This window comes from Epilithonimonas hispanica (assembly GCF_003385395.1).
Classification (GTDB): Bacteria; Bacteroidota; Bacteroidia; order Flavobacteriales; family Weeksellaceae; genus Epilithonimonas; species Epilithonimonas hispanica.
Map to the genome: position 1 here is coordinate 1 of NZ_QNUG01000041.1, position 26,093 is coordinate 26,093.

The 26,093-nt window shown below is 33.9% G+C and carries 24 protein-coding genes; 21 read left to right on the forward strand and 3 right to left on the reverse strand.

Translation table 11 applies throughout. The features are described from left to right. The first annotated feature begins 362 nt into the window (after positions 1-362). Genes DRF58_RS14810 through DRF58_RS14825 form a run of 4 tightly spaced genes read left to right on the forward strand, consistent with a single transcriptional unit; the run spans position 363 to position 4,426 of the window. On the forward strand, positions 363-1,859 hold the full coding sequence (locus DRF58_RS14810; RefSeq protein ID WP_116036550.1) for a TlpA family protein disulfide reductase: 1,497 nt from the start codon (positions 363-365) through the stop codon (positions 1,857-1,859). A 3-nt stretch (positions 1,860-1,862) separates the two neighbouring features. Continuing rightward, positions 1,863-3,269, forward strand: a complete 1,407-nt coding sequence (gene rlmD / locus DRF58_RS14815; RefSeq protein ID WP_116036552.1) for a 23S rRNA (uracil(1939)-C(5))-methyltransferase RlmD — start codon at positions 1,863-1,865, stop codon at positions 3,267-3,269. Between the two features lie 46 nt (positions 3,270-3,315). Further along, positions 3,316-3,792: a DUF6452 family protein gene (locus DRF58_RS14820; protein ID WP_116036553.1), complete on the forward strand. Its 477-nt coding sequence runs from the start codon at positions 3,316-3,318 to the stop codon at positions 3,790-3,792. After that, on the forward strand, positions 3,758-4,426 hold the full coding sequence (locus DRF58_RS14825) for a DUF6048 family protein (protein ID WP_116036555.1): 669 nt from the start codon (positions 3,758-3,760) through the stop codon (positions 4,424-4,426). The genes DRF58_RS14820 and DRF58_RS14825 overlap by 35 nt, the downstream gene beginning before the upstream one ends. 293 nt (positions 4,427-4,719) lie before the next feature. Here the strand turns inward: DRF58_RS14825 and sppA are convergent, their stop codons facing one another. Continuing rightward, positions 4,720-6,468: a signal peptide peptidase SppA gene (gene sppA, locus DRF58_RS14830; protein WP_116036556.1), complete on the reverse strand. Its 1,749-nt coding sequence runs from the start codon at positions 6,466-6,468 to the stop codon at positions 4,720-4,722. Between the two features lie 41 nt (positions 6,469-6,509). Between sppA and folK the strand changes: the two genes are divergently transcribed. The 6 genes from folK to DRF58_RS14860 all read left to right on the forward strand — a co-directional run bounded on the left by folK (position 6,510) and on the right by DRF58_RS14860 (position 13,742). Then, the gene (gene folK, locus DRF58_RS14835) at positions 6,510-6,905 is read left to right on the forward strand and encodes a 2-amino-4-hydroxy-6-hydroxymethyldihydropteridine diphosphokinase (RefSeq protein WP_317124870.1); all 396 of its coding nucleotides are present in this window, start codon (positions 6,510-6,512) and stop codon (positions 6,903-6,905) included. 21 nt (positions 6,906-6,926) lie between these two features. Continuing rightward, positions 6,927-8,339: an OmpA family protein gene (locus tag DRF58_RS14840; protein ID WP_116036560.1), complete on the forward strand. Its 1,413-nt coding sequence runs from the start codon at positions 6,927-6,929 to the stop codon at positions 8,337-8,339. 25 nt (positions 8,340-8,364) lie between these two features. After that, a complete protein-coding gene (locus DRF58_RS14845) occupies positions 8,365-9,789 on the forward strand; it encodes an OmpA family protein (RefSeq protein ID WP_116036561.1) in 1,425 nt (474 codons plus the stop codon). 85 nt (positions 9,790-9,874) lie between these two features. Next, on the forward strand, positions 9,875-11,776 hold the full coding sequence (locus DRF58_RS14850) for a RecQ family ATP-dependent DNA helicase (RefSeq protein WP_116036563.1): 1,902 nt from the start codon (positions 9,875-9,877) through the stop codon (positions 11,774-11,776). Positions 11,777-11,932: 156 nt separating this feature from the next. Next, entirely contained in the window at positions 11,933-12,877 is a 945-nt protein-coding gene (gene fmt / locus DRF58_RS14855) for a methionyl-tRNA formyltransferase (protein ID WP_116036564.1), read from the forward strand. Between the two features lie 34 nt (positions 12,878-12,911). Further along, positions 12,912-13,742, forward strand: coding sequence for an endonuclease/exonuclease/phosphatase family protein (locus DRF58_RS14860; RefSeq protein ID WP_116036566.1), 831 nt, complete (start codon positions 12,912-12,914; stop codon positions 13,740-13,742). A gap of 54 nt (positions 13,743-13,796) precedes the next feature. On the opposite strand, the gene DRF58_RS14865 is transcribed toward DRF58_RS14860, so the two are convergent. Beyond that, on the reverse strand, positions 13,797-14,108 hold the full coding sequence (locus DRF58_RS14865; RefSeq protein WP_116036568.1) for a hypothetical protein: 312 nt from the start codon (positions 14,106-14,108) through the stop codon (positions 13,797-13,799). Between the two features lie 443 nt (positions 14,109-14,551). On the opposite strand from DRF58_RS14865, the gene DRF58_RS14875 reads away from it, so the two are divergent. After that, the gene (locus tag DRF58_RS14875) at positions 14,552-16,411 is read left to right on the forward strand and encodes a M1 family metallopeptidase (protein WP_116036571.1); all 1,860 of its coding nucleotides are present in this window, start codon (positions 14,552-14,554) and stop codon (positions 16,409-16,411) included. A 167-nt stretch (positions 16,412-16,578) separates the two neighbouring features. After that, positions 16,579-17,289, forward strand: coding sequence for an FKBP-type peptidyl-prolyl cis-trans isomerase (locus DRF58_RS14880; protein ID WP_116036572.1), 711 nt, complete (start codon positions 16,579-16,581; stop codon positions 17,287-17,289). Between the two features lie 89 nt (positions 17,290-17,378). Here DRF58_RS14880 and clpB read toward each other — a convergent pair whose 3' ends face one another. Continuing rightward, positions 17,379-19,970, reverse strand: a complete 2,592-nt coding sequence (clpB, locus tag DRF58_RS14885) for an ATP-dependent chaperone ClpB (protein WP_116036574.1) — start codon at positions 19,968-19,970, stop codon at positions 17,379-17,381. Between the two features lie 437 nt (positions 19,971-20,407). Here clpB and DRF58_RS14890 point away from each other — a divergent pair, with 437 nt between their 5' ends. From DRF58_RS14890 to DRF58_RS14925, 9 genes are all read left to right on the forward strand, one after another. Further along, positions 20,408-21,199, forward strand: coding sequence for an enoyl-CoA hydratase/isomerase family protein (locus DRF58_RS14890; protein WP_116036575.1), 792 nt, complete (start codon positions 20,408-20,410; stop codon positions 21,197-21,199). A gap of 68 nt (positions 21,200-21,267) precedes the next feature. Further along, complete coding sequence (gene paaI, locus DRF58_RS14895; RefSeq protein WP_116036577.1) at positions 21,268-21,690, forward strand: hydroxyphenylacetyl-CoA thioesterase PaaI; 423 nt, start codon at positions 21,268-21,270, stop codon at positions 21,688-21,690. A gap of 100 nt (positions 21,691-21,790) precedes the next feature. Then, positions 21,791-22,408, forward strand: a complete 618-nt coding sequence (locus DRF58_RS14900; protein WP_116036579.1) for a hypothetical protein — start codon at positions 21,791-21,793, stop codon at positions 22,406-22,408. A 47-nt stretch (positions 22,409-22,455) separates the two neighbouring features. Further along, positions 22,456-22,842 carry a four helix bundle protein gene (locus DRF58_RS14905; RefSeq protein WP_116036580.1) on the forward strand — a complete coding sequence of 129 codons (387 nt, stop codon included), beginning with the start codon at positions 22,456-22,458 and terminating at the stop codon, positions 22,840-22,842. Positions 22,843-22,883: 41 nt separating this feature from the next. After that, positions 22,884-23,174: a winged helix-turn-helix domain-containing protein gene (locus DRF58_RS14910; RefSeq protein ID WP_116036582.1), complete on the forward strand. Its 291-nt coding sequence runs from the start codon at positions 22,884-22,886 to the stop codon at positions 23,172-23,174. Positions 23,175-23,361: 187 nt separating this feature from the next. Next, positions 23,362-24,198 (forward strand): metallophosphoesterase, encoded by an 837-nt coding sequence (locus DRF58_RS14915; RefSeq protein ID WP_116036583.1) that lies wholly within the window; start codon positions 23,362-23,364, stop codon positions 24,196-24,198. 141 nt (positions 24,199-24,339) lie between these two features. After that, on the forward strand, positions 24,340-24,804 hold the full coding sequence (locus tag DRF58_RS19055; RefSeq protein WP_317124871.1) for a hypothetical protein: 465 nt from the start codon (positions 24,340-24,342) through the stop codon (positions 24,802-24,804). Further along, positions 24,785-25,729 (forward strand): DUF4153 domain-containing protein, encoded by a 945-nt coding sequence (locus tag DRF58_RS14920; protein ID WP_317124872.1) that lies wholly within the window; start codon positions 24,785-24,787, stop codon positions 25,727-25,729. The genes DRF58_RS19055 and DRF58_RS14920 overlap by 20 nt, the downstream gene beginning before the upstream one ends. Next, positions 25,695-26,003, forward strand: coding sequence for a hypothetical protein (locus DRF58_RS14925; protein WP_116036585.1), 309 nt, complete (start codon positions 25,695-25,697; stop codon positions 26,001-26,003). The genes DRF58_RS14920 and DRF58_RS14925 overlap by 35 nt, the downstream gene beginning before the upstream one ends. The last annotated feature ends 90 nt before the right edge of the window (positions 26,004-26,093 follow it).

Sequence of the window (26,093 nt, forward strand, 5' to 3'; positions counted from 1 at the left end):
GAAATTCATAGACAAATATCTGATTATCAGATATAAATATACAAAAAATAACAATTATAACCAAAAAAAATCCGCCTCAAGTTGTGAGACGGATTCTTTTTTTTTTGCTCCAAACTTAAACTTATTATTCTTATATTATATCCGATTGGAAATTCATTAGAAGAATATCTTGAGAAGAATAATAAAACTACTCAAAGCAAAGTTGTTCCTAATGTTTTCGTTTATAACATTTTGTAAATTTCTTACTTCCCTTTATTAATTCATTAATATGCTATAAAATCTGTTAATCTTATAATAAAAAATTGATTTTCATTTTTTTTAACATCTTAATTAGATTATTTTTGCAGAAATTAATTTTTAAAATGAAAAAATACTTATTTCTTCTTTTGATTTCACTGTTGGTAGTTTCTTGTTCCAAAGTTAAAGTAGAGGGAAATGTTAAAGGAGGGTCTCCTTTAGAAAGAATAGAATTCATAGAAGCTTCTGGGGTGGCTACGCTTCCTCTTGTTAACCTTGGGGTTGATGAGAAAGGAAACTTCAAAGGTGAATTCAAGGCTCCTAAAAATGGAATGTATGCAATGACTTATGCAGGTAAGATGAATTTCATTTACCTTAAGAAAGGGCAAACTTTGAATATCTCTGGTGATGCCGCTACTTTCCCAGAAGTTTATAAAATTGAGGGAGATGCTAAGAAAAATAATGACTTCATTACAGCTACACAAAAGTTTTTGGAATCATACAGTTCAAAACTTAATATGCAATTGTTGCAGAAAAATGAGCCTGAATTTTTAGCAGAGATCAAAAAAATCCATTCTGATCTTGAAAAAAATCTTGATGATAATGCTGAGAAATTAGGAGCCGATAGCGAAGTTATAAAACTTAAAAAAGATGAGTTAACGACTAATATTTTGACTTTCTTAGTTCAATATCAGTTTGCTCACGGTCAAGTAACAGGAGATCCATCTTTCAAAGTTTCTAAAAATTTCATTGATTATGAAAAATCTTTGACAGAAAATAATGATAGAATGGTTGAGAACTTGCCAGTTTACAGAAACTATTTGTTGAATAAAGTAGGAAAAGATTTTCAAGCTTTTGCAGAGAAGCAAAAAGATAAGGACAATGTAACAATGTCAACTATTTTTGCAAGATTCTTGGGGACTAACAAAGAATTGTCTCAAAAAACTAAAGATTATCTTTTGGCTTTTGTGATTGCTAAATTTGATCTTAACCCTTACACAAGCGATGTAGAAAAAGTTAAGAAAGTAAGTGACGAGTCTATCAAAGATTCTGAAGTTAAGAAAGATCTTAACTCTGCCATCAATGCAGTTTTTGGATTGAAGAAAGGTGAAGTAGCTCCAACTGTAAACTTAGTAAAATTGAATGGTAAATCTGGAAATTTAGAATCAAATGGAAAACCTACTTTGGTTATGAGTTATGCCTCTTGGAATCCTTATATTGGACAATCTACAATTCCTGTTCTTAAAGAGGTTGTAAATTTTTATAAAGCTAAAGTTAACTTCGCCTATGTAAACCTAGACGATACGAAAGAACAATTTACAAAAACAGCTAATGCTATGTTGAAAGGTATTCCTGGAACTAGTTATTATGCTGAAGGAGGTTTGCAATCAGAATATGCTAAGAAATTTTTTATCTACGGATTCAAAATTCCTGGTTTTTTCTTGATTGATAAAGATGGGAAAGTAGCTAGTCAAACTTTTTATAATTTGGGGGATGCTAAGTTTGTAGAGGCAATGAATAAAATCTCTGGCCTCCAAGCGCCAAGTGTTAATCCAAATGCACAATTACAAAATGATCTTTTGCAACAGAATCCGAATGCAGATTCTGCAAAAACAAAATAATAAATGAAACAGAGAAGAAATAAAATTCTTGAAAATATCAGACTCCTTTCTGCCGGTGCGAAAGGAGTTTCTGTTGGTAAGACAGAAGACGGTAAAACCGTTTTGGTAAAAGGTGCAGTTCCTGGAGATCTTGTTAACGTAAGAGTTAAGAAGTCAAAAAGTAACTATTTTGAAGGTGAAGCTGTCGATATTTTGGAATATTCGGAATACCGAGTTGATGCCAAATGTGTACATTTTGGAACTTGTGGTGGTTGCAAATGGCAGAATATAGATTATGATAAACAACTTGATTTCAAACATAGCGAAGTTGTGAATAATATCAGAAGGATTGGTGGTTTTCCAGAGTTTGAAGAGATTCCTATTCTTGGGGCTCCAGAACAATATTACTACCGAAACAAAATGGAATTCTCTTTTTCCAATGCGCGTTGGTTGACGCAATACGAAATCAGTTCCGAAGAAAATTTTGGAAATAGAGATGCATTAGGATTCCATATTCCTGGGATGTGGAGCAAGATTCTTGATCTTAAAGAATGTTTCCTGCAAGAAGATCCATCAAACCAAATCCGTTTGGCGGTTAAAAAATATGCTGTTGAAAATGGTTTGGAATTTTATGATGTCAAAGAACAGCAAGGATTCCTTAGAACATTGATGCTTCGTCAAAACTCCAAAGGAGATTGGATGGTGCTTTTCCAATTGTACAAGGATATGAAAGCAGAAAGAATCAAATTGTTTGATTTCATTCTAAGTCAATTTCCGCAAATTACAACTTTGGTTTATGCAATCAATCCGAAAGGAAATGACAGTATCTACGATCTGGATATTCAAAACTATTTTGGGGAAGGTTTCATCTATGAAGAAATGGATGGGCTTAAATTTAAAATTGGTCCAAAATCTTTCTTTCAAACCAATTATAAACAAGCTTTAGAATTATATAGAAAAACATTGGAGTTTGCGGATCTTACAGGCGACCAAGTAGTTTATGATCTTTATACAGGAACAGGAACTATTGCGCAATATGTTGCAAGAAATGCAAAACACGTGATTGGAATAGAAGCCGTTCAAGAAGCTATTGATGCGGCTATTGAGCATGCAGAACTGAATGGTCTTACAAACACAACTTTCTATTGTGGCGATATGAAAAACGTTTTCAATGATGAGTTTTTAGAAAATCATCCAAAAGCTGATGTTTTGATTACCGATCCGCCAAGAGACGGGATGCACCAGAAAGTAGTGGAGCAGATTTTGAAATTGGCACCAGAAAGAATCGTTTACGTAAGTTGTAACTCGGCAACTCAAGCTAGAGATATCGCATTGATGAAAGATGATTATGAATTGGTGAAAATTCTTCCGGTTGATATGTTTCCACAGACACATCACGTAGAGAATATTGCTTTGCTGATTAGAAAATAAGATTTAATTTTATTCTGTTTTATGGACTTAATACAATATTAATTTAATGAAAAATTTAATATGGATTTTCGGATTTCTATTACTTTTCACCAGTTGTGGTGGCGATGATGATATCTGCATGAATTCGGATTCTACACCAAGACTTCTATTGAAATTCAAGAATGCGAGTAATGATCTGGAAACAACAGTAGATACACTTTATGTAGATGTAGATTATGGAAAAGATTCATTGACTAATATTGTCACAGAAGCTGCATCTCTTGATTCTATCTTGGTTCCACTGAAAGTTGATAACAGTCCTTATACAGATATCTATATCAAAAGAAGGAAAGTTGGGCCTCAAAGCAAAATTAGAGTTAATTATAATACTAAGCCAATCTACGTATCTCCAGCTTGTGGATTCAAAATCAATTATGATAATCTGAATGCAGAGTTGCTACAAAGTGATCCAGTACAAAGTATTCAAACCAATAATACATCATTAACTGATGAGAATAACATCAATTTTTATCTTCGTTTTTAGTCTTCTGTCGGTTTCAGTTTTTTCTCAGAGCAAGAAAGAAGAAAAAAAACAAGACTCTATAAAATGGCAATACAAACCAAATTTTACGGTTGGTGTAGATGTTCTAAATCTAGGAGTGGGTTTGTTTGGAGACAGGCAACTGGTACAAGGTTTTATTTCCAGTAGAATCAATCGAAGAGTGCATGCCATAATTGATATCGGATATGATAAAAATATCTATCAAAAAAATGGTTACGATGCTAAGGCAGATGGATTATTTGCTAAAATTGGCGGATTCTATATGTTATCTATGGATCCAGAAAACAATCTGAATGGCTTCTACGTTGGTGGAAAATTAGCAGGAAGTTTTTATAATCAAGAATATATGGCTGTTCCTGTAAGAGGAATTAATAATGATGGCGTTTCACTTTCATTTGATCCATCTACTCAAAGTAGTTATTGGATAGAAGCATCTTTAGGAGCTAGAGTTCAAGTTTTTGATAGCAATTTTTTCCTAGATGTTAATGTTCAACCGAGATATTTGGCTTATAGTAGTAAACAAGATGAGATTGAACCAATGATTGTTCCTGGTTTTGGGAAAAGCTCAGGAAGTTTCAATATGGGATTTAGCTGGAGTTTAGCTTACAAATTTTAAAACAATACAATAGATACAGAAGTCCGCAATTTGAGCGGACTTTTTTTTAAGTTAGGATTGAAGGTGTTTTTTTGATTTGGGCTGCTATTTTCCAAAGGTTATCTTTTTGGAAGAAAATTTCTAAATCAAATTGAATTGTTTACAAGCAAAAAAGGATTTTCGGCCAAGTCGAGTTATATATTCAGCATCGAAAAAACTTTAGGATTTACCATTCTAAATAAATCATTAAAATAAAAAGCACAAAACCAATTAATCAGTTTTGTGCTTTTTTATGTTTTGAATAATGATTATAATTAATTCAACTTGATGCTGAAAGGTGTTTCCATTTTCACTTCAGCCTTAGCATTAGGTTCTGTAATTTGCTGGAAAAGTCTGAAATTATCTTTTCCTATTTTGTTCTTAATAACTCTGGTAGAGAAGTCTTCATCTGTCTCAGAAGAAAAGATTTGTTCAAATTTTGATATTTTTGAAGGATATGCAGATACACCATAATTTTTGATATTAGCAGACTTAGCAGCATAATTGATAGCATCTTGCAGTGTTCCCAGCTCATCTACCAATCCTATCTCTTTTGCACGTACACCCGACCAGATTCTTCCACCACCAACAGCATCAATTTGTTCAAACGTTTTCTTTCTATTCTGAGTGACAAAATGTACAAAACGCTGATAGGTAGATTCTACACTTCTTGTCATTATAGTAAGAGTTCCAGGACTTAGACCGTTAATTGCTGATATCATATTCGAGTTGGCATTGGTCGTAACAGCATCGCTACGGATTCCGTTTTTTGCAGCCAAATCTTTGAAATAAGGAATCACTCCAAAAACACCAATAGATCCAGTCAAAGTATTAGGTTCAGAGAAAATCTTGTCAGCTCCCATTGCAATGTAATAACCGCCAGATGCAGCATAGTCTCCGAAAGAAATAACGACAGGTTTCTTACGTTTCAACTGTTGCATCTCAAAAAGAATCTCGTCAGAAGCATTAGCACTTCCTCCCGGAGAATTGATTCTGAAAACCACCGCTTTCACATCGTCATCATCTTGTAGTTTTTTTATCTCTTTGCGGAAGTTATCCGCGTAGATTCCATCATAACCTTTTCCATTATTGATGGAACCAGAAGCGTAAAGAACCGCTATCTTATTATCTCCCTCTTTAGAATCAATACTTTCAGAATACTTAGCAAAAGATATTTTATTGATTTTTTTATCATTATCAATATTGATTTTTTTTCTGATGATGTTATCGTATTCAGATTTTTGGATTAATTGGTCCACCAATTTATATTTCAAACTCAAGTTTGGTATATAACTGTAAAGACTATCTGTAATGGTTTTCAGTTCGGAAGTTGGGATCTTTCTAGACGCTGAGATTCTACTAGATGTACTATTCCAGATATCATTAAGCAAAGTAGAGAGCTGTTCTTGGTTTTCTGGCGAAATTTCATCTTTAAGAAAAGGTTCAACAGCTGCTTTGAATTTTCCGTGACGGATGACTTGAATGCCAATTCCATATTTTTCAGCAAAGCTTTTGAAAAATGTCACTTCTGTAGAAAGACCTTTTAGTTCTATCCCACCTGCAGGATTTAGGTAATACTTATCGGCAACAGACCCAAGATAGTAAGCGCCTTGAGAGACAGAATTCCCATAAGCATAGACAAATTTGCCACTTTTCTTAAAATCAATCAATGCATTTCTAATATCATCCAATTGGGTTATTCCTGCATTGATGTTATCTGCTTCTATACTAATTCCTTTGATTTTATCATCAGATTTAGCCTTATCGATAGCTTGTAAAACGTCGTATAGCAGAACCGATTTTTGTTCATTATTATTGAAGGACAAAAAATCTTCTTGATCTTCGGAAGGGCTGTCTATTATTGTGGTTTTTAGGTCTAGTGTTAAGACAGAATTAGACTTTATATCTGTTGATTCTGAAATAGAAGCTAGAATAATAAAACCGATAAAAAAGGCAAAAAATCCTGCTATCACTATGAAAATAGCAGTTAAATTTGCGAGAACTAGTTTGAAAAAACTTTTCATTATAAAATAATTTGTTTGATATGTCGCACAATAGTGTCGTTTTGTTACTGGGAAGTAATATTAATAATCCTGAAAAAAATATCCAAGTTGCCTTGGAAAAACTCGAAACTAATATTGGTGCAATATTAAAAAATTCTGAATTAATCATATCAGCGCCTGTAGAATTTGACAGTATAAATAATTTTTGTAATATTGCAGTTAAATTAAAAACACAATTTTCGCCTATAATGCTGTTGAAACAGCTGAAAATGATTGAGATAGAAATGGGTCGGGTTAAAGACTCTTCATATTTTGAGACTTATCAGGACAGGATTATAGATATTGATATAATATTGTATAACAATATAAAGTTTATCTCAAAGAGATTAATTATTCCTCATCACAAAAATCTATATGAAAGAGATTTTGCCAAAGGTTTAATTAATGAAGTAAAATAAATTTTTAGGACACAAATGATTATGAAAAAAAAACTATTCCTACTTTTCCTGCTACCTTTCTTGGGTTTTGCTCAAACCAAAGAAAATAATAGTAATTCCGAAATTAAAACTGAACCATTCAACAACAAAAGCCGACTTTTCAAAGATTGGTCTATCTCTGTAGGAGGTGGTGGTGCTTTTATGGCGCACGCAGATCTTACTTCTTTTTATGATGGAAAGGTTAATTGGGGCTGGAACGGTTATGTGAGTTTAGACAAGCAAATTACGCACGTTTTGGGAGTGTCTTTATTGTATACAAAGGGAGAAACCAACCAAAAGGCTCGTCTTAATAATCTTGCTGGCGTAGGACATGGTTATACAAAATTTGATCAAATTGCTTTGATTGGAGATGTTAACTTTTCTAATTTAATGAGGAGAGTAGATAACAAATCCAATTATAGATGGGCACTTCATGGCTATGGAGGAATTGGTTTTACAGGTTACAAAACATACTTACAAGATAATGCTGTGCTAAGCAAATGGCCTCTTGAAATTGAGCAAAAAATTGGCATCTCTACTTTCAGTTACATTGGTGGTGTTGGTTTAAAATATAATATTTCTAGGCTTCTTGATATTGAGCTTAGAACTTTATATCTTATAAGTGGAGATGAGGAGTTTGACGGCGGTGGCTGGACAAGAACAGATACAGGATATAACGAAATTAATGATAGTTATACAGACAATGCTTGGCTTGTCAATCTTGGCTTGTCATTCAAATTAGGAAAACATCCAGATCATCTTCGTTGGGTAGATCCATTACAAGGTGCTTATGCAAAAGCAGCGGTTCTAGAAGAAGAATTCAAAGATTTTAATATTTGCGATAAAGGAGATCTAGACAATGATGCCGTTTGTGATGATTGGGATAGACAACTCGATACGCCAGCAGGCGCAAGAGTTGATGGTGCGGGCGTTGCTTTAGATTTAGATTTAGATGGCGTAATAGACCTTAATGATAAATGTACAACAGTTCCTGGGCCAGTAGAAAACCAAGGTTGTCCTACCGAAAAAGCAATGCCGGTTTCTAACAATATTGAAGAGATCAATAAGCACTTCAATGGGATAGAGTTTGAGCTTAACAAAGATGTAATCAGACCAGAATCTTTCAAAGATCTTAATCAGGCAGCCGATATTATCAAATCTTTAAGAGCTACAGACAGTTTTATTGTAGTAGGAGCTACAGACAGTCGAGGTTCCGCAGCTTATAATAAAAAGCTATCTCAAGCAAGAGCAAATGCGGTTCTTAATTACTTAGTGGATAAAGGCGTATCTCGTTCTGTTCTGACTGCTGAAGGAAGAGGTAAAGAAGATCTTAAATACACAGAATGCGATCCGGCAACAAAATGTCCGGAATGGAAAAATGAAGCAAATAGAAGAGTATATTTTGTAGCAAAGTAATAAACTAGAAAAAAAACATTCAAATATGAAACAAAATTTATTATCATTAGTAGCAATAGGATTATTGTTGCCTATGAGTCTAACAGGTCAAGAGATATCTACAGATGCCAATTCTGGGTCTCAAAATATTTCCCCATTTACACAGTCTTCAAAAAGATTTGATGATTGGTCAATATCAATTGGTGCTGGTGTACCATTGATTCAATCCGCTGACATGACATCTATCAAAAATGGTAATGGGAAAAACCTTTTCGGATATTCTGCTTATATTAGTGTAGATAAAGCAATAACTCATGCCTTTGGTCTTAACTTGCAATATGATAGAGGAGAAACTAGACAAGGCTATGCTAATACAAAAGATCATGAAGTTTTGCCAGCTGGCCAAATTGCAGGCAGAACACAATATGATGCAATATCAATTTTAGGAGATCTTAATTTTTCGAATCTTCTGAGAAGAGTAGATAACAAATCTCCTTTCAGATGGGCATTACACGGCTATGCTGGTATAGGAACTATTGCTTACAAATCGTTTAGACAAAATCCTGGGAAAGATTATCAACTTTTAAATTTTGAAAGAAAACCATTTAAACTTAATTCTCTTTTTGGTCAAGCAGGTGCTGGACTTAAATTTAAAATCAATAACAGAATTGACTTAGAAGGTAGAGTAATGTATGTTATTACGGGTGATGATGAGTTTGATGGAGCAGGTGTTAAACAAACAGGTTATAACCTTAGAGAAGATCAAATTTCTGACAACTTCTTCAATACCACCCTTGGACTTACCTTCAAACTTGGTAAGCATGAGTCTCATTTGATGTGGCACGATCCTTTGCAAGAGATGTACTATAAGCTAGATGTTCTTAATGATAAAACACAAGATCTAGAAGTTTGTAAAAAAGGAGATGTTGATAATGATGGCGTTTGTGATGATTGGGACAGACAATTGGATACACCTGCTGGAGCAAGAGTTGATGGAGCTGGTGTAGCTTTAGATGCAGATATTGACGGTGTTATTGATCTTAATGATAAATGTGTTACCGTTCCTGGTCCAATAGAAAATCAAGGTTGTCCACTTGCAGGCACAGGATTAGTTTCCGAAGATACAGCCTTGCTGAAAGGTGTTGAGTTTGATTTGAATTCTGATAGAATCTTGCCGTCAAACACTCCAATCTTGAACAATGCTATTAATTATATTAATTCATCCAATTCTAATTTCAAAGTAATTGGTGGTACAGATACTCGAGCTACAGATGCTTACAACCAAAATCTTTCCGAAAGAAGAGCTAATAATGTGAAGGATTATTTGATCCGAAATGGAGCAGATAAAACTAAGTTGGAGGCAATTGGAAGAGGTGAGAAAGATCTCCTTTATCCAGAATGTGAGCCAGCTTCTAAATGCCCAGAGTGGAAAAACAGAGCTAACAGAAGAGTTTATTTCGAAGCTAAATAAGAAATGAATTTATAAAATCATAAAGAACCGTTTCGTTTTATTACGAGACGGTTTTTTTGTTTTCAATAAATGATTAAATTTACAGATGCTTTCTTCTACAAGTTCATATGACCAATTGATTCAAAATACACTCAAGCAATATTGGGGATATAATGAGTTTCGGTCTTCTCAAAAAGATATTATTCTTTCTTTAATCCAAGGAAAAGATACTTTGGCGTTGTTACCAACTGGAGGAGGAAAATCTCTTTGTTATCAATTGCCAGCCATCGTTTTAGAAGGAACTTGTCTTGTCATTTCACCACTTTTAGCCTTGATGCGAGACCAGATTGATTCTCTTCAAAGTTTAGGAATCGAAGCAGAATTATTAAGTTCCGAATTAGACGAGTTCGAGGAAGAATCTGTTTACAATAGATGCAAAAACGGATTAATAAAAATACTTTACATTTCTCCGGAGAGATTGCAAAATCAATTATTTTTAAGGAATATTCAGGAGATTAATATTTCATTTATTGCGGTGGATGAAGCGCATTGTATTTCGGAATGGGGTTCAGATTTTCGTCCGAGTTATCAGAATATCAAAAAGTTCCGACAAGAATTCAAAAATGTGCCTTGCCTTGCGTTGACTGCAACAGCTACAAATAAAGTGGTTGAAGAAATTTCAATCAAATTAGGACTTCACAATCCTCAGATTTATAAAAAGAGTTTCAAAAGAGATAATCTGAATATCATTGTAGAAAATACTTCTAATAAATATAATCGCATTTTAGAATTTCTTAGACAAAATCCAGCTTCCGGAATTATATATACAAGAACCAGAAAAGAAGCGGAAGAATTAACTTATTTTCTTAAAAATAACAGATTCCAAAATGTCGATTTCTTCCACGCAGGTTTGACTTCTAATGAAAAAGAGAAACTTCAGAAAAAATGGATAAGCAGTCAGTTTCACGTGTTGGTTTCCACCAATGCTTTTGGGATGGGAATCGATAAAGAGAATGTGAGGTTTGTGATTCATTTATCGCCTTCGTCAACAATAGAAAATTATTATCAGGAAATTGGAAGAGCGGGAAGAAATGGAGAAGATGCGATTGTTGTTCTGCTTTGGAATGAACAGGAATTGACAAACATCGATAATACATTTCAAAACCAAATCCCAAACAAATCAGAATACCAAAAAATACTCACTTATCTATATTCCATTTTTCAGGTTGCAGATAATGATTTGCCGGAAAGAACTTTTCAGCTGGATATCAACAGAATTAAAAATCTGACCAAATTATCCATTGCGAAAATCAAGAATATTCTCACTTTTCTGCATAATCAGGAACTTATATTTTACAAAAATTCTGTGTCGCCTTCGGTGATTCAGAGTTTTGTTCAGTCCAATGAATTGGATCAATTGGCGCCTTCCGATGCTTATTTTATGGAACTTTTGTTTAGGAATCTTCCGGGATTGGCAATTCAGAAAGTCTATTTTAGTGATGCCGCTTTTTGTAATAAAAATGGCTATGATATCATTAATTTTAAAGAAAGATTAAAGCAATTGCAAAAAGCCGGACATCTGGAATATCTTGACGGAAGCCAGCATTCTATCAAGTTTTTGAAACCTAGAAATGACCGACACCTTTTCGGAGAATATTGGGCTTTGTTTCATCATATTCAGAAAAATAAATTAAGGAAATGGGAAGAAAACAAGTTCTTTATCAAAGATTCTGATTTCTGTAAAATGAAATTAATCCTGAATTATTTTGGAGAAAAAGATGCCGAAAATTGTGGCAAATGTTCTGTTTGCAGAAAGAGAACAAATTCCAAAAAGAACCTTTCGACGGAAATTATGTTACACCTTTCTCAAAAACCAATGACTTTGGATGAAACAGCCGCAACACTTAATTTCTATTCCAAAGAAGCCATTTCAGAAACCTTGATTTTTCTTTTGGACATAGGAAAAGTCAGAATGTTGAACTATAAAACCTATATGCTCAATCAATAAAACGTGGAATCTTACGCAGCCCGACTTGAGCGGAAATCCTTTTTTGCTTTTACTTCAGTTCTATTTAGACTGAAATGGTCTGCAAAAAAGATTGGGAGCGGAAGGCGGATAAAGCTGCCATAAAAATCAATTATCAACTATCATTCATCAACAATAATGAAATCTCTAAATGTCGTTTTTTTCGGAACTCCCGATTTTGCAAAAGCTTCTTTGGAAGCGATATTCAAATCTCATCACAAAGTGGTTGGCGTTGTAACGGCGGCTGACAAAGCAAGTGGAAGGGGAATGAAGCTTACGCCTTCGCCTGTGAAAGTTTTTGCAGAAGAAAATAATCTTAATCTTTTTCAACCGGAAAAATTGAGGAATCCGGAATTCTTAGAATCAATCCGAAATCTCAATGCGGATGTTTTTGTTGTGGTTGCTTTCAGAATGATGCCTCAGGTTTTGTTCTCGATTCCAAAAATTGGAACATTCAATCTGCACGGTTCTTTGTTGCCTGATTATCGTGGAGCGGCGCCAATTAATTATGCAGTCATCAATGGAGAGACCAAATCCGGTGTAACTACATTTTTTATTAATGAAAAAATCGATGAAGGTAATATTCTTCTCCAAGCTGAAACCGAAGTTTTACCGGAAGATAATGCCGGAACTTTGCACGATAAATTAATGGTAATCGGAGCGGATTTGATTATTGAAACCTTAAATGGATTAGCAGAAAATTCGATTGTAGAAAAACCTCAGCCACAAAAAGAAAATCCAAAAACGGCTTACAAAATATTTAAAGAAAATCTGAAAATCGATTGGAACCAAAGTTCTGAAACGATTCATAATTTCGTGAGAGGAATGTCGCCTTATCCAACGGCTTTCACTATTTTGAAAATCGGAGAAGAAGAAAAATCTTTGAAAATCTTCAAAGGACATTTTGAATTAAAATCACATTCGAGAGAAGCTGGCGATTTTGATATTTCTAAAACTGAGTTCAAATTCTATACAAAAGACGGACTCTATTATCCGGAAGATGTTCAAATCCAAGGTAAAAAAAGAATGCCTATCAAAGATTTCCTTAATGGAATTCAGAATTTTGAAGATTACAAAGCATAGATTTTTTAGATGATAGACTATTAATATTTTAAAAATGAAAAAATTATTTTTTGGATTAATGTTCGCATCTAGTCTTGTCTTTTCTCAGGATTTGAAAGTGATGACTTATAACATTCGTCTTTCTGTTGACAGTGACAAAGAAAACTCTTGGAACAACAGAAAACAAGAAACAATGGCGATGATGTCTTACTATCACCCGGATTATTTCGGAGTTCAGGAAGCGGTTCCACAACAAATGGTTGACATCAAAACGACATTGACGGATTATGATTACGTAGGTGTTGGAAGGGATGATGGAAAAAACCAAGGCGAATTTTCAGCGATTTTTTATGACAAGAATAAATTGGAAGTTGTTAAATCAGGTACTTTTTGGTTAAGTGAAACACCTGAAAAACCTTCCAAAGGTTGGGATGCGGCGTACAACAGAGTTTGTACTTATGCACTTTTCAAAATGAAAAAATGTGGTAAAAAGTTTTGGGCTTTCAATCTGCATTTTGACCACGTTGGCGATGTTGCAAGAGTGAATTCTGCAAAATTGATTCTTGAAAAAATCAAAGAATTCAATAAAGAAAATCTGCCTTTGACATTGACCGGAGATTTCAATTTGACAGATGACAAAGAACCGATAAAAATTATGTCAAAAGAGTTAACAGATTCTTTTTATCATTCTCAAAAACCTCATTACGGACCAAAGGGAACTTGGCAAAACTTTGATATTAACACGCCTTCTACCGAGCGTTTGGATTACGTTTTTGTAAAAGGATTCGATGTGTTGTCTAACAGAACTATTAATGACAGACGAGAAAATCTTCTTTATCCGTCTGACCATTTTCCGGTTTTGACTGAGATTAAGTTTAAGAAATAGACAAAGCAAAAATCCTCTTGAGAAAGAGGCTTTTTTTATTTTACGTTTGTTTATTTATTTTATCCAGTTTTGAGTAAAACTTGTTTCCTTCTCGTAATCTTCATTGTCATAAGTAAATCTTGCAAAGTATTTTTCCTCTTTTTGAGGAATAGACTTAGGTTCAATCTTGTATAGATTGAAAAAAATGGTGTCTTTCAATTGAGCGTTTCTTCCGTGAAATGTTTTGCTTAAATAATAAACATGATGCTTGAATTTGTATAAATTCATATCAAAACCAGTTCTAAATCTTCCAAAAGGATAAACTTGTTTAGAGTTTAAATCATAAATGAGTTGGTAATTAACTCCACATCCGAGACCTGTACACATATCAAAATCAAGTAAAAGTAATACTAGATTTAAAGATTTATAATATTTAACTTCAGATATTTGGTTAGCATAATCAACCGAATCTTTTTTACTCCATACATCATTAATTGTTACTAGCTTGTTTATATTTATTTTTTCACTGTTTATTTCTATAAAGAATTTTTTGTCTTTAATGTAACCTTAATTTTTAGATTTGGGTCAAAAATGGAAACAGAATCCAAACTTGTTGAAAATGTCGGTTTTATTTCAGATTTCTCTAATTGAGAAATGAATGATTTAACTTTTTGACTAGTAGAATCAGTTTCATTAATTTTTGATTCAACTTTATTTTCCTTACAACTCAAAAAGGTAAACAGTAAAAAAGCGAATAAAAGTTGATGTGTTTTTATCATAGCTTAAAATTATTAATAATTCTCTACTTTTGATACTTAAATTTTCTAGCAATGAACAAACTATTATTAGGATTGATGTTAATTGGGACAACAGTTTCTGCGCAGGAACTATATATGCCGAGAAATATCAAGAAAGCTTATGCCAATGGAACACGTGATATGTCTGGAAAACCAGGTAAAAATTACTGGCAGAACAAAGGTATTTATGATGTGAATGTGAAAGTTGATGCAACTACTAAAATTGTTTCGGGTTCCGAGACGATTCAGTATTCTAATAATAGTCCGGATGAGTTGAAGGTTTTAGCGATTAGATTCGTGAATAATGTTAATAAACCACAGTCCGGAAGAGCTGGATATGCTTCTAAAGAATCGATGACAGATGGATTGAAAATTAAATCTTTCTTTATCAATGGCGAAAAGTATAATATCAATAGTGATAATTGGTCCACGGTTGAGGCTGTGAAATTAACCAAACCATTAGCATCAAAATCTAAAACCGAAATCAAAATAGATTGGGAATATCCATTAGCCAAAGAAAGTGGAAGAGAAGGGCAAATTGACCCGGAAACTTTTTATGTGGCTTATTCTTTCCCGAGAGTTTCTGTTTATGATGATTACAATGGCTGGGATCTATTGCAGCATAACGGCAGACAAGAGTTTTATAATGATTTCAACGATTATTCTTTTGCTATTTCTGCGCCTAAGAATTTTGTGGTTTGGTCAACTGGAGATTTCCAAAATCCAGAAGAGGTTCTTCAACCTGAATATCTGAAACGTTTCAAAGAATCTTTAAAATCAGATAAAATCATTCACGTTGCGAATGCCGATGAAATGAAATCCGGAAAAGTAACGAAGCAAAATGAATGGAATATCTGGAAATTCAAAACGAATGATATTGTGGATTTTTGTTTTGCATTGAGTAATCATTATGTTTGGGATGCATCCAGTGTTCAGTTGAAAACTAAAAGAGCGAGCGTACAATCTGCTTACAGAGCTGGTGCAAAAGATTTTGAACAATATACAGACTGGATGCGCTACAATTTGAAATGGTTTACAGAAAATTGGCCAGGTGTGGAATATCCTTTCCCAATAATGACTGCTATCCAAGGTTATGCTGATATGGAATACCCAATGATGATTAATGATACCAGCATTCCTGATGATTTGCAAGATGCAAGATTGACGGCTGACCACGAGATTGCGCACACGTATTTCCCTTTTTATATGGGAATTAATGAAACCAGATATGCTTTTATGGATGAAGGCTGGGCTACAACTTTGGAGTACTTGATAGGCATTGATGAAAACGGAAAAGAAGCAGCGGATAAATTTATGAAGAACTTCCGTGTGAAACGTTGGATTAACGATGCTTCTACAGAGCAAGACCAGCCGATTATCTCAATGAGTTCTCAACTAGCTGGTGCAGGCTATGGGAATAATGCTTATGTGAAACCTTCGCTTTCTTATTTGGCTTTGAAGGATTATTTGGGAGATAAACTCTTCAAAAAAGCACTTCATCATTATATGGATAACTGGCACGGGAAACATCCGATTCCGTGGGATTATTTTAATTCTATGAACACAGGTTCTGGAAAAAATCTGAATTGGTTTTTCAATAATTGGTTTTATACTAATAATTATATTGATTTAAAAATAGGATCTGTAACTCAGGAAAAAAATCAATTGGTTTTGACGGTTGAGAATGTTGGTGGATTTGCGATTCCGTTTGATGTGGATTTGACTTATGAAGATGGGACGACGGAGAAAGGACATTTCACACCAGCAGTTTGGGAGAAAGATCAGAAGCAAACGAATCTAAATATCCCATCAAAAAAGAAAATCAAATCCATCAATCTGGATGGTGGGATTTTTATGGATTATACACCGGAGGATAATCTGAAGAGTTTGTAAAATAGGAACGCCGCAAGATGATTGTGGCGTTTTTTGTTTGCTATTCAATTTTTGGAAGGATAATTTCTATTATATTTTACAACAGAAAACTCTTTCCAGTAGGAAGTTTCTTTAATAAACAATAGATTTGCAACCATTAATTAATTCATTAATCATAAAATTATAAAATGAAAAGACAGACTATCGCATTATTTTGCGTAGCCGCACTTAGTATTATTTCTTGTGCTAAGGAAGGAGATAAAAAAGATGACAGCAAATATACAGATGAGCAGAAAGCGTCTTATTACATAGGAATGAGTATCGCTCAAAATATGAAACAAGAAGGCTTCAAAGTAGATGCAGACCTTTTGGCTCAAGGTATCAAAGAGGAAATGGACAGCACGAAGAAAAAAATGTTGCCAGCTGAGGAGATGAACAGCTTTATGCAAGATTTTATGATGAAACAACATCAAAAGAAACAATCTGAAGCCAATGCAAAAGGCTCTGAAAATAAGAAAAAAGGTCTTGAGTTTCTGGCTAAGAATAAAAACAATCCAAAAGTGAAAACCACGGCTTCTGGTTTACAGTACGAGGTTTTGCAAGAAGGTGATGGAACAACAAAACCAAAAGCATCAGACGTTGTACAGGTGAAATATACTGGAAAGTTATTGGACGGAACTGTTTTCGACTCTACCGACAAAAATGGTGGTGCGCCGGCGGATATCAGTCTAGATCGCGTCATCAAAGGCTGGACAGAAGGCATCCAGCTAATGAGCAAAGGTTCCAAATACAGATTTTACATTCCTTCGGATTTGGCTTATGGCGACCAAGGCGCTGGAGATGATATTCCTGGCGGTTCTACGATTATTTTTGATGTGGAATTGGTGAATATAAAATAAAATCTGATTCAATAAAATCAAAAACCTCAGCTGAATAGCCGAGGTTTTCTTGTTTAAAATAGTATTTAATATGAAGAAAAATTTAACTCTTATTCTACCGGTCTGAAAACCAAACCTGTTTCTTCGAAATAATCTAAAGTGATTCTGTCGCCGTCATTCACATTTCCTGCAAGGATTTCTTTGGATAATTTATTTAAAACTTCCTGTTGAATGACTCTTTTCAATGGTCTTGCTCCAAAAACTGGGTCGTAACCTTTGTTAGTAAGATAATCCAAAGCATCCTGTGTTGCGGTCATAATGATGTTACGTTTTGCTAACATATCATTGAAACCTCTTAGTTGATATTGTACGATTTTTCCAATTTCTTTTTTTCTTAAAGGCTGGAACAAAACCGTTTCATCGATTCTGTTCAAGAATTCTGGGCGAAGTGTTTGTTTTAATAAATCAAAAACCTGAATTTTGGTTTTGTCCACAATTTCATCCTGATTCTCCTCCGTGATATTTTCAAAATTTTCCTGAATAATGTGCGAACCCAAATTCGAAGTCATAATGATAATCGAGTTTTTGAAATTCACCACTCTTCCTTTATTATCGGTCAATCTTCCGTCATCCAAAACCTGCAATAGAGTATTGAAAACATCTGGATGCGCTTTTTCAATTTCGTCTAAAAGCACAACAGAATAAGGTCTTCTTCTGACCGCTTCCGTTAATTGCCCACCTTCATCATAACCAACATATCCAGGAGGCGCACCTACCAATCTCGAAACACTGTGACGTTCCTGATATTCACTCATATCGATTCTCGTCATATTGTTTTCATCATCGAATAAAAACTCTGCCAATGCCTTTGCAAGCTCGGTTTTTCCGACTCCTGTTGTTCCCAAGAATAAGAAACTTCCAATTGGTTTTTTATCGTCGCTCAAACCTGCTCTGTTTCTTCTGATTGCATTTGCAACAGCTTCAATCGCTTCTTCCTGGCCCACAACTCTGTGATGAAGTTCGGTTTCAAGATGTAACAATTTTTCTCTTTCAGATTGAAGCAGTTTGGTAACAGGGATTCCTGTCCATTTTGCAATCACTTCAGAAATATTTTCAGATGTAACTTCTTCTTTAATCAATTCATTCTGATGGTTTTGCATTTCCAGTTCGAGTTTCTGCAAAGCATCTTCTTTTTCTTTGATCTTTCCGTACTGTATCTCAGCAACTTTGGCATAATCTCCTGCTCTTGAAGCACGCTCAGCTTCCAATTTTAAAGCTTCTATATCTTTTTTAATCTGAGTAAGATCTTCAGATTTTTGTTTTTCTTTCAGCCATTTTGCGTTGATTTCATTTCTCTGTTCAGAAATTTTCGAAATATCTTCTTTTAAATGGTCGATTTTTGTCTGATTTCCTTCTCTTGAAATGGCAGCCAATTCAATTTCCAACTGCATCAATCTTCTGTCAAGAACATCCAGTTCTTCAGGTTTTGAATTGATTTCCATTCTTAGTTTAGCCGAAGCTTCGTCAATCAAATCAATCGCTTTGTCCGGTAAAAAACGGTCTGAAATATATCGTTGAGACATTTCAACCGCCGCAATAATCGCTTCATCTTTGATTCTTACTTTGTGATGCGCTTCATATTTATCTTTAATTCCACGAAGAATAGAAATTGCCGATTCCGTATCCGGTTCTTCCACCATTACTTTTTGGAAACGTCTTTCTAAAGCTTTATCTTTTTCAAAATATTTTTGATATTCATTCAAAGTCGTTGCACCAATCGCTCTTAATTCTCCTCTTGCCAAGGCTGGTTTCAGAATATTTGCTGCATCCATCGCACCTTCGCCACCTCCGGCTCCAACTAAAGTGTGGATTTCGTCGATAAACAAAATGATTTGTCCGTCTGATTTAATGACTTCATTTACGACAGATTTTAAACGTTCTTCAAACTCACCTTTGTATTTTGCTCCGGCGATCAAAGCGCCCATATCCAAAGAATACAAAGTTTTATCCTGCAGATTTTCAGGAACGTCTCCATTGATAATTCTGTGCGCAATTCCTTCTGCAATCGCGGTTTTACCAACTCCGGGTTCACCAATCAGAATCGGATTGTTTTTTGTTCTTCTTGAAAGAATTTGTAAAACTCTTCTGATTTCTTCATCACGACCGATTACCGGGTCAAGTTTCCCTTCTGCAGCGAGTTCGTTGAAATTTTTAGCATATTTATTTAAAGATTGATAAGTTTCTTCCGAACTTGCAGAAGTTGCTTTTGAGCCTTTTCTCAATTCTTTGATTCCGCCTTCCAAAAGATTTTTGGTAACACCCATATCTTTAAGGATTTTTGAAACTTCTGAATTGGTTTCTAAAAGTGAAAGCCAAAGATGTTCGATTGTTACAAATTCGTCGCCCATTTTTTTGGCGATGTTGGGCGCATCCAACAAAACTTTGTTTGCCGATTGTGAAAGGTAAATATTTCCACCCTGTACTTTAGGGAGCTTCTCTAAATTTTCCCTGTTTCGCTCTCTTACCAAAGCTGCATCTGCTTCAGATTTTTTTAACAAGAAAGGCGATATATTTTCATCAACCTGAAAAATTCCTTCAAGTAAATGTTGAGGTTCTATTTGCTGATTACCAAATTCCATAGCAACTTGTTGTGCTGCCTGGATGGCTTCCTGTGATTTTACTGTATACTGATTTAAATTCATAATATTTTTGGATTAAATGATTTAAAAATTAAAAGACTAATGATTGAAAAACTTGTATCAAATTCTATTCAATTTTAGATTTTGAAACTATGATTTTTGTTTTTTGTTTTTTTAAAAGCATTAAGAAAATAAATTTTTAAGGTTTAACTTCTTAATGCTTCATCAATCATTTAATTCTGAAACCATTATTACAAAAAGCATTCTATTGTTGAATTTTTAAAATTATAAGACAAATTTTCCGAATAATTGATTTTAAACTGATTTTAAACTAATTTGAAAAGACAAATTTTCCTAATATTTAAAAATCATTCTATAATCAAATGCCAAAATGTAATTCAACAAATCAAGATTGATGATCATTATGTTTGTCGTTTTAAATTTTTAATTCCGATTTTATAAGTCTGCAAATAGTTTTATATTTGGAGAAAACCAAGATTATGTATTCACAAATAGAGATAGATTCCCAATTCGATGGAAAACTACAATTGATTTATCTTAATCAGCCCGATAGTTACAACAGTCTTACCCAAGTAATGTTGGGCGAATTGCGAGATGCCGTTCACAAATTCAGTTATGATGATAATGTTAGATGTATTGCTATTGCCGGAAAAGGGAAAGCTTTTTGTGCAGGTCAGAACTTGAAAGAAGCTTTAGGATTTGATGAGGATGATAGAACAATCCAGAGATTTGTAATCGAATATTATAATCCTTTGGTTCTCGAAATTGTTAAATGTAAAAAACCTGTGATTGCTTTAGTTAATGGACCAGCGGTTGGTGCAGGCGCAATGTTAGCTTCTATTTGTGATTTTACTTTAGCAACGGAAAGTTCTTATTTCTCGTTTGCTTTCGCCAATATCGGTTTGATTCCTGATACTGCCGGAACTTATTATCTGCCGAAATTAGTAGGAAGACAATTGGCGAGTTATTTATCTTTCACAGGAAAAAAAGTTCCTGCGACTGAAGCTAAGAAAATAGGTTTGGTTGCGGATGTTTTTTCAGACTCCGAGTTTGTAGAAAAATCTATGGAAGTTCTGACTCAGCTTTCTCACGCTGCGACAACTGCACTTTATTTGACCAAAAAAGCATTTAATAAATCTTATACATTCACACTTTCCGAACAATTGGATTACGAATCCATTATTCAACAAGATGCAGCGGAAACTGAAGATTTCAAAGAAGGCGTTGCTGCTTTCATCGAGAAACGCTTGCCAAACTATAAAGGAAAATAAGTTTGAGGGTAATAGTGTAGGAGAATATCAGAGTTTAAATATCATATATCAATCATCAACTATCATTTATGAATTCTCGAGAAACGGCAGAATATATGTTTGAGAAAGATTTGTTTTCTCAATGGCTCGGAATTGAACTGACCGAAATAAAAGAAAATTACTGCCTTATAAAAATGCCTGTGAAACCCGAAATGATTAATGGATTGGGAACAGTTCACGGTGGCGTCACATTTGCTTTTGCGGATTCGGCGCTGGCTTTTTCTTCTAATAATTCTGGCGAAGCTGCGGTTGCGCTTAATTGTTATATCAATTTCACTAAAGCGGCAAAAAATGGAGATGTTTTAACTGCCGAAAGTATTCTTCTGAACGATACCAGAAAAACAGCAATTTATGATATCACAATCAAGAATCAGAACGATGAAGTTGTGGCTGGTTTCCGAGGAACGGTTTATAAAATTGGTAAGAAAGTTACGGAATTGAAACATCTTTGAGAATCCTTTGAGAGCCTCAGGATGACAATCATAAAAAAACTTCAAAAATAATTTTGGAGTTTTAAAATAAATTCTAACTTTGCAATTCAAAGTTCTTTTTATGGAATCGAAAAATTACCAAGATGAATTAGCACATATCCGTCAGATGATGGAACGCAGTTCGAGATTTATTTCATTAAGTGGTTTATCCGGTGTTGTTGCGGGAATCGTTGCTTTGTTGGGCTCTGTTTATGTTTACTTTATTTTTCAGAGAGAAGGAGTCGATTACTTTGATGGAGAAAGAAATATTTACACTCCAGCTTTAGCTCAGGAACTATTCTTTGTCGCTTTGGTAATTTTAGTTTTGGCAATTTCCAGCGGATATATTTTCACAGCAAGAAAGAGTAAAAAGAAAAACCTAAAGATTTGGGATTCGATTACAAAAAAACTGTTATTCAACTTTGCAATTCCGTTAGTTGCAGGCGGTTTTTTTTGCATCGCACTTTGGTATCATCGTTATTTTCCTTTAATTGCGCCATCAATGCTCATTTTTTATGGGTTAGCTCTGATTAATGCCGAAAGATATACATTAAGTGATGTCAAATATCTTGGAATTAGCGAAGTCGTTTTAGGAATTATTGCCTTGTTTTGGCTTGGTTGGGGATTGATATTTTGGGCGATAGGATTTGGATTTCTGCATATTTTTTATGGAATTTTGATGTATAGGAAATATGATTAGTAATCAGTTGCTTAGTTATTTAGTTGTCAGTTTTTTTGTTAATTTTTATGAGTACTATTTTATCTTTTCAGGATTTGATGGTTTGGCAAAAATCACATCAATTTGTTTTAGATATTTATTCTTTAACGAAATGCTTTCCTAAAGATGAATTGCATGCATTGACTAATCAGATAAGGAGAGCTTCAGTTTCTATTCCGGCTAATATTGCTGAAGGATTTACAAAAAAGACTTTAGCAAATAAAATTAATTTCCTTTCCCACTCCAAAGGTTCATTAGAAGAAGTAAAATATTATTTAATATTAGCAAGAGATCTTAATTATATAGCATTGGTTGATTTTGAAAAGCTAATACAAGATGCAGAAGAAGTCAGTAAACTGATTAATGGTTACGCAAAATCAATCAAAAATTATCACGAAAACAATCCAAATAAATAACTTAATAACTAATCAGCTAAATAACTGATTAACTACCAAATATGTTAAACATCAATCAACTCAACAAAAAATTTGAAAGCCGTGTAAGATTGGGCATTATGTCCGTTCTTATGGTCAACGACTGGGTTGATTTTACCGAAATGAAAAACTTGTTAAATGCAACCGACGGAAATCTAGCAAGCCACAGTTCAGCTCTAGAAAAAGCAGAATATATTGAAATCAAAAAAGAATTTGTAGGCAAGAAACCGAAAACATCTTATCGTGTTACACAAAAGGGACGAGATGCTTTTACAGACCATATTAATAACTTAGAAAAATTGTTGGGAAGGTAAATCCCGATTTTTTTTGAAAATAAACTTTGTAATTCAAAGAACTTTACAGTAATTAACCGCAAAGAACACAAAGATTTTCACAATGGACAGGAATGTTTTATTCGAAAAAAATCTTAGAACTTTAAAATTAAAAGTTGTGCTCTTTGTGCAAAAACCTTGTGAACCTTGTGTTTAAAACAAAAAAAATATGACCAGAAAATCATTCATCAAAAAATCATTACTCGCAACAGGAGGTTTATCATTGCTTTACAGTTGGCAGATAGAACCATTTTGGTTGGAATTTGTAAAACAAGATTTACCAATCAAAAATTTGCCTTCGAAACTTCACAATAAAGTTCTTATGCAGATTTCGGATTTGCACGTTGGAAACAGATTCGATTACAATTATTTGATTGACTCTTTCAAAAAAGCTAAAGCTTACAAACCCGACATCGTGGTTTATACAGGAGATTTTGTTTGCTGGGAAGATAATCCGGAACAATTTGAACAATTGAAAATCGTAATGAAAGAAGCTGTTCTCGGAACTTTAGGAACGGTCGCCATTCTTGGTAACCACGATTACGGCGCAAAATGGAGAGAAGAATATGTGGCTGATGAAATTTCAAGTATAATAAACGATTCTAAAATCCAAATGCTTAGAGATGAGAAAGCTGATATTTCAGGTCTCAACATTTATGGTTTCGAGGAATTGTGGGGAACTAATTTTCATCCCGAAAACTTAACAAAAGTCATTAATTCAGATGATGCCAATCTCGTGCTTTGCCATAATCCCGACGTTTGTGATTTAGATGTTTGGAACAATTACAAAGGTTGGATTTTGTCTGGGCATACACACGGCGGACAAGCGAAACCTCCATTTCTTCCACCTCTGATTTTGCCTGTGAAAAATCGAAAATACACTTCAGGAATCATTGATTTGGAAGACGGAAGAATGCTCTACATCAATCGTGCTTTGGGACATTCTTATCAAGTTAGATTCAATTGCAGACCGGAGATTACATTGTTTACTCTTAAATCAATATAATTTTTAACCACAAAGAACACAAAGTTTTTCACAATGGACACAAATAAAATTTACTAAAGTCAAAAGCGTCTAATTAGAATAGTGCTCTTTGTGCAAAATCCTTGTGACCCATGTGTTTAAATCAAAAAACATTTATCAATTATGAAAAAACATCATTTAATTTTCATCACAGTTTTCGCCATTATCATTCTTTTCTACAAAGAATATATTGCCCTTAACCTCGGCATTTTTGGAATCTTTCTGAGTGTTCTGACTTATACTCAAACCAAACACGAATTCAGAACGCGAACGTTTTTGACACTTTTTGTAACCTCAATTTTTTCATCGTTTGCATTCGCTTGGTTTGGCGAAGCAATTTCATTTTTCGCTGTTTTTGTCTCTGTAGTTTTGCTGAGGTTCAAAGGAACTTACCCGAAAATAAAACCATTTCTATATATTGAAGTTCTATTGTTGAATCTCTTCACATTCTTGGGAAGAGTTTTCAACATAGACGGGTGGTACGAGAAATCTAAGGAGAGAAGTTTTGCAAAAAAACTCATCGCTATGATTCTGATTCCCGCTTTTTTTTATCACAATTTTCTTTTTCATTTACGCTCAGGGAAGTAATCATTTTGCGAATCTGTTTAGAGATTCCGAACTTGAGTTTCAACCTTTGACTTTTGTTGTTGTGGCAATTATCGGATTTTATATTGGCTTTATTTTTTGGAATTTCGGAGTAGAAAGATTCATTTTCAAACAAAATCATTTTTTGAATAATGACTTTTCTGGTTTAATGAAAATTCAAAAACCAAGCTTTTCTTTTCTTGATGTCGATTCCGAGAGAACCAGCGGATTGGTTTCCTTTTCTGCGCTTAATATCTTGTTGTTAATTTTCATTACGACTTACAATTACGAACAGTTTTTCGAAGTCACAAAATCTGCTGACAGTTTGAGCGCTGAAACACACGAACGTGTAAATGATGTAATAATGTCCATCATAATGGCGATTCTTGTGATTCTGTTCTATTTCAAAAAAGGATTTAATTTTGACGACAAAGCCAAATCTCTTAAAATTTCAGCTAAAATCTGGATAGTTCTGAATGCGGTTTTAGTGATTTCTGCATCGCTCAAAAACTCAGAATATATCGTCAATTATGGTTTGACATACAAACGTTTGGGCGTTTACGGATTCCTGACAATGGCTTTGATTGGTTTGTTTTTCACTTTCATCAAAATTCAGAAAAAGAAGACCAACTCTTTCCTCTTCAACCAAATGTTTTGGGCTTGTTATGGCTTGATTTTGGTTTGCAGTTACATCAATTGGGGTGGAATTATCACGTCCAATAATATCAAAAGAAAGGATTTTGCAGAAAATTATCACTTGGTTTCAATCAATTATAATGAACAAATCTTGCTGGATTACGCCGAGAAAAATGGAAACTCCGAAATGAAAAATCAACTTGAAGAAAGAATAGAATCTTATCAAAAAGAATCTTTCCTCTCAAAAATATTGTACTATGAATTTATTAAAATCAAAAAAGAAAAATCTTAAATATCTGGCTTTGATTCCATTATTTTTAGTGGCTTGTAAAAAAGAAGCGGAAGTAAAAGACACAAAATTAGATTCAGTTACAACTATAGAAAAACCGATAGATTCCTTATCAACCATTCTGAAAACCGAAAAAGAATCCAATCAAAATATCGTAACAGTTGACGCATCAAAAATGCCAATACGATTAAATCTCGAAATCAAAAATCCAGAAGATCAATTAATTATTAGATTAGAAAACCTCAGTCAACCAAAAATTAAAGGTTATTTAACCTGAGTTCGGGTTAAGCGAAGTTCAAAAATAATTGACCGTCATTTACTTTTTTCAAGTTGAGTGACGGTTTTTTTGGAAAGAAACAATAGGCTG

Excerpts from the sequence above, each read along its gene's own strand:
- DRF58_RS14840 (WP_116036560.1), top strand. The coding sequence starts at position 6,927 with ATGAAAAAAAAACTATTCCTACTTTTCCTGCTACCTTTCTTGGGTTTT.
- sppA (WP_116036556.1), bottom strand. The coding sequence starts at position 6,468 with ATGAAAAGTTTTTTCAAACTAGTTCTCGCAAATTTAACTGCTATTTTC.
- clpB (WP_116036574.1), bottom strand. The coding sequence starts at position 19,970 with ATGAATTTAAATCAGTATACAGTAAAATCACAGGAAGCCATCCAGGCA.
- DRF58_RS19055 (WP_317124871.1), top strand. The coding sequence starts at position 24,340 with ATGAAAAAACATCATTTAATTTTCATCACAGTTTTCGCCATTATCATT.
- paaI (WP_116036577.1), top strand. The coding sequence starts at position 21,268 with ATGAATTCTCGAGAAACGGCAGAATATATGTTTGAGAAAGATTTGTTT.
- fmt (WP_116036564.1), top strand. The coding sequence starts at position 11,933 with ATGAAATCTCTAAATGTCGTTTTTTTCGGAACTCCCGATTTTGCAAAA.
- rlmD (WP_116036552.1), top strand. The coding sequence starts at position 1,863 with ATGAAACAGAGAAGAAATAAAATTCTTGAAAATATCAGACTCCTTTCT.
- DRF58_RS14910 (WP_116036582.1), top strand. The coding sequence starts at position 22,884 with ATGTTAAACATCAATCAACTCAACAAAAAATTTGAAAGCCGTGTAAGA.
- DRF58_RS14820 (WP_116036553.1), top strand. The coding sequence starts at position 3,316 with ATGAAAAATTTAATATGGATTTTCGGATTTCTATTACTTTTCACCAGT.
- DRF58_RS14915 (WP_116036583.1), top strand. The coding sequence starts at position 23,362 with ATGACCAGAAAATCATTCATCAAAAAATCATTACTCGCAACAGGAGGT.
- DRF58_RS14865 (WP_116036568.1), bottom strand. The coding sequence starts at position 14,108 with ATGTGTACAGGTCTCGGATGTGGAGTTAATTACCAACTCATTTATGAT.
- DRF58_RS14905 (WP_116036580.1), top strand. The coding sequence starts at position 22,456 with ATGAGTACTATTTTATCTTTTCAGGATTTGATGGTTTGGCAAAAATCA.
- DRF58_RS14925 (WP_116036585.1), top strand. The coding sequence starts at position 25,695 with ATGAATTTATTAAAATCAAAAAAGAAAAATCTTAAATATCTGGCTTTG.
- DRF58_RS14860 (WP_116036566.1), top strand. The coding sequence starts at position 12,912 with ATGAAAAAATTATTTTTTGGATTAATGTTCGCATCTAGTCTTGTCTTT.
- DRF58_RS14875 (WP_116036571.1), top strand. The coding sequence starts at position 14,552 with ATGAACAAACTATTATTAGGATTGATGTTAATTGGGACAACAGTTTCT.
- DRF58_RS14850 (WP_116036563.1), top strand. The coding sequence starts at position 9,875 with ATGCTTTCTTCTACAAGTTCATATGACCAATTGATTCAAAATACACTC.
- DRF58_RS14900 (WP_116036579.1), top strand. The coding sequence starts at position 21,791 with ATGGAATCGAAAAATTACCAAGATGAATTAGCACATATCCGTCAGATG.
- DRF58_RS14880 (WP_116036572.1), top strand. The coding sequence starts at position 16,579 with ATGAAAAGACAGACTATCGCATTATTTTGCGTAGCCGCACTTAGTATT.
- DRF58_RS14810 (WP_116036550.1), top strand. The coding sequence starts at position 363 with ATGAAAAAATACTTATTTCTTCTTTTGATTTCACTGTTGGTAGTTTCT.
- DRF58_RS14825 (WP_116036555.1), top strand. The coding sequence starts at position 3,758 with ATGAGAATAACATCAATTTTTATCTTCGTTTTTAGTCTTCTGTCGGTT.
- DRF58_RS14890 (WP_116036575.1), top strand. The coding sequence starts at position 20,408 with ATGTATTCACAAATAGAGATAGATTCCCAATTCGATGGAAAACTACAA.
- DRF58_RS14845 (WP_116036561.1), top strand. The coding sequence starts at position 8,365 with ATGAAACAAAATTTATTATCATTAGTAGCAATAGGATTATTGTTGCCT.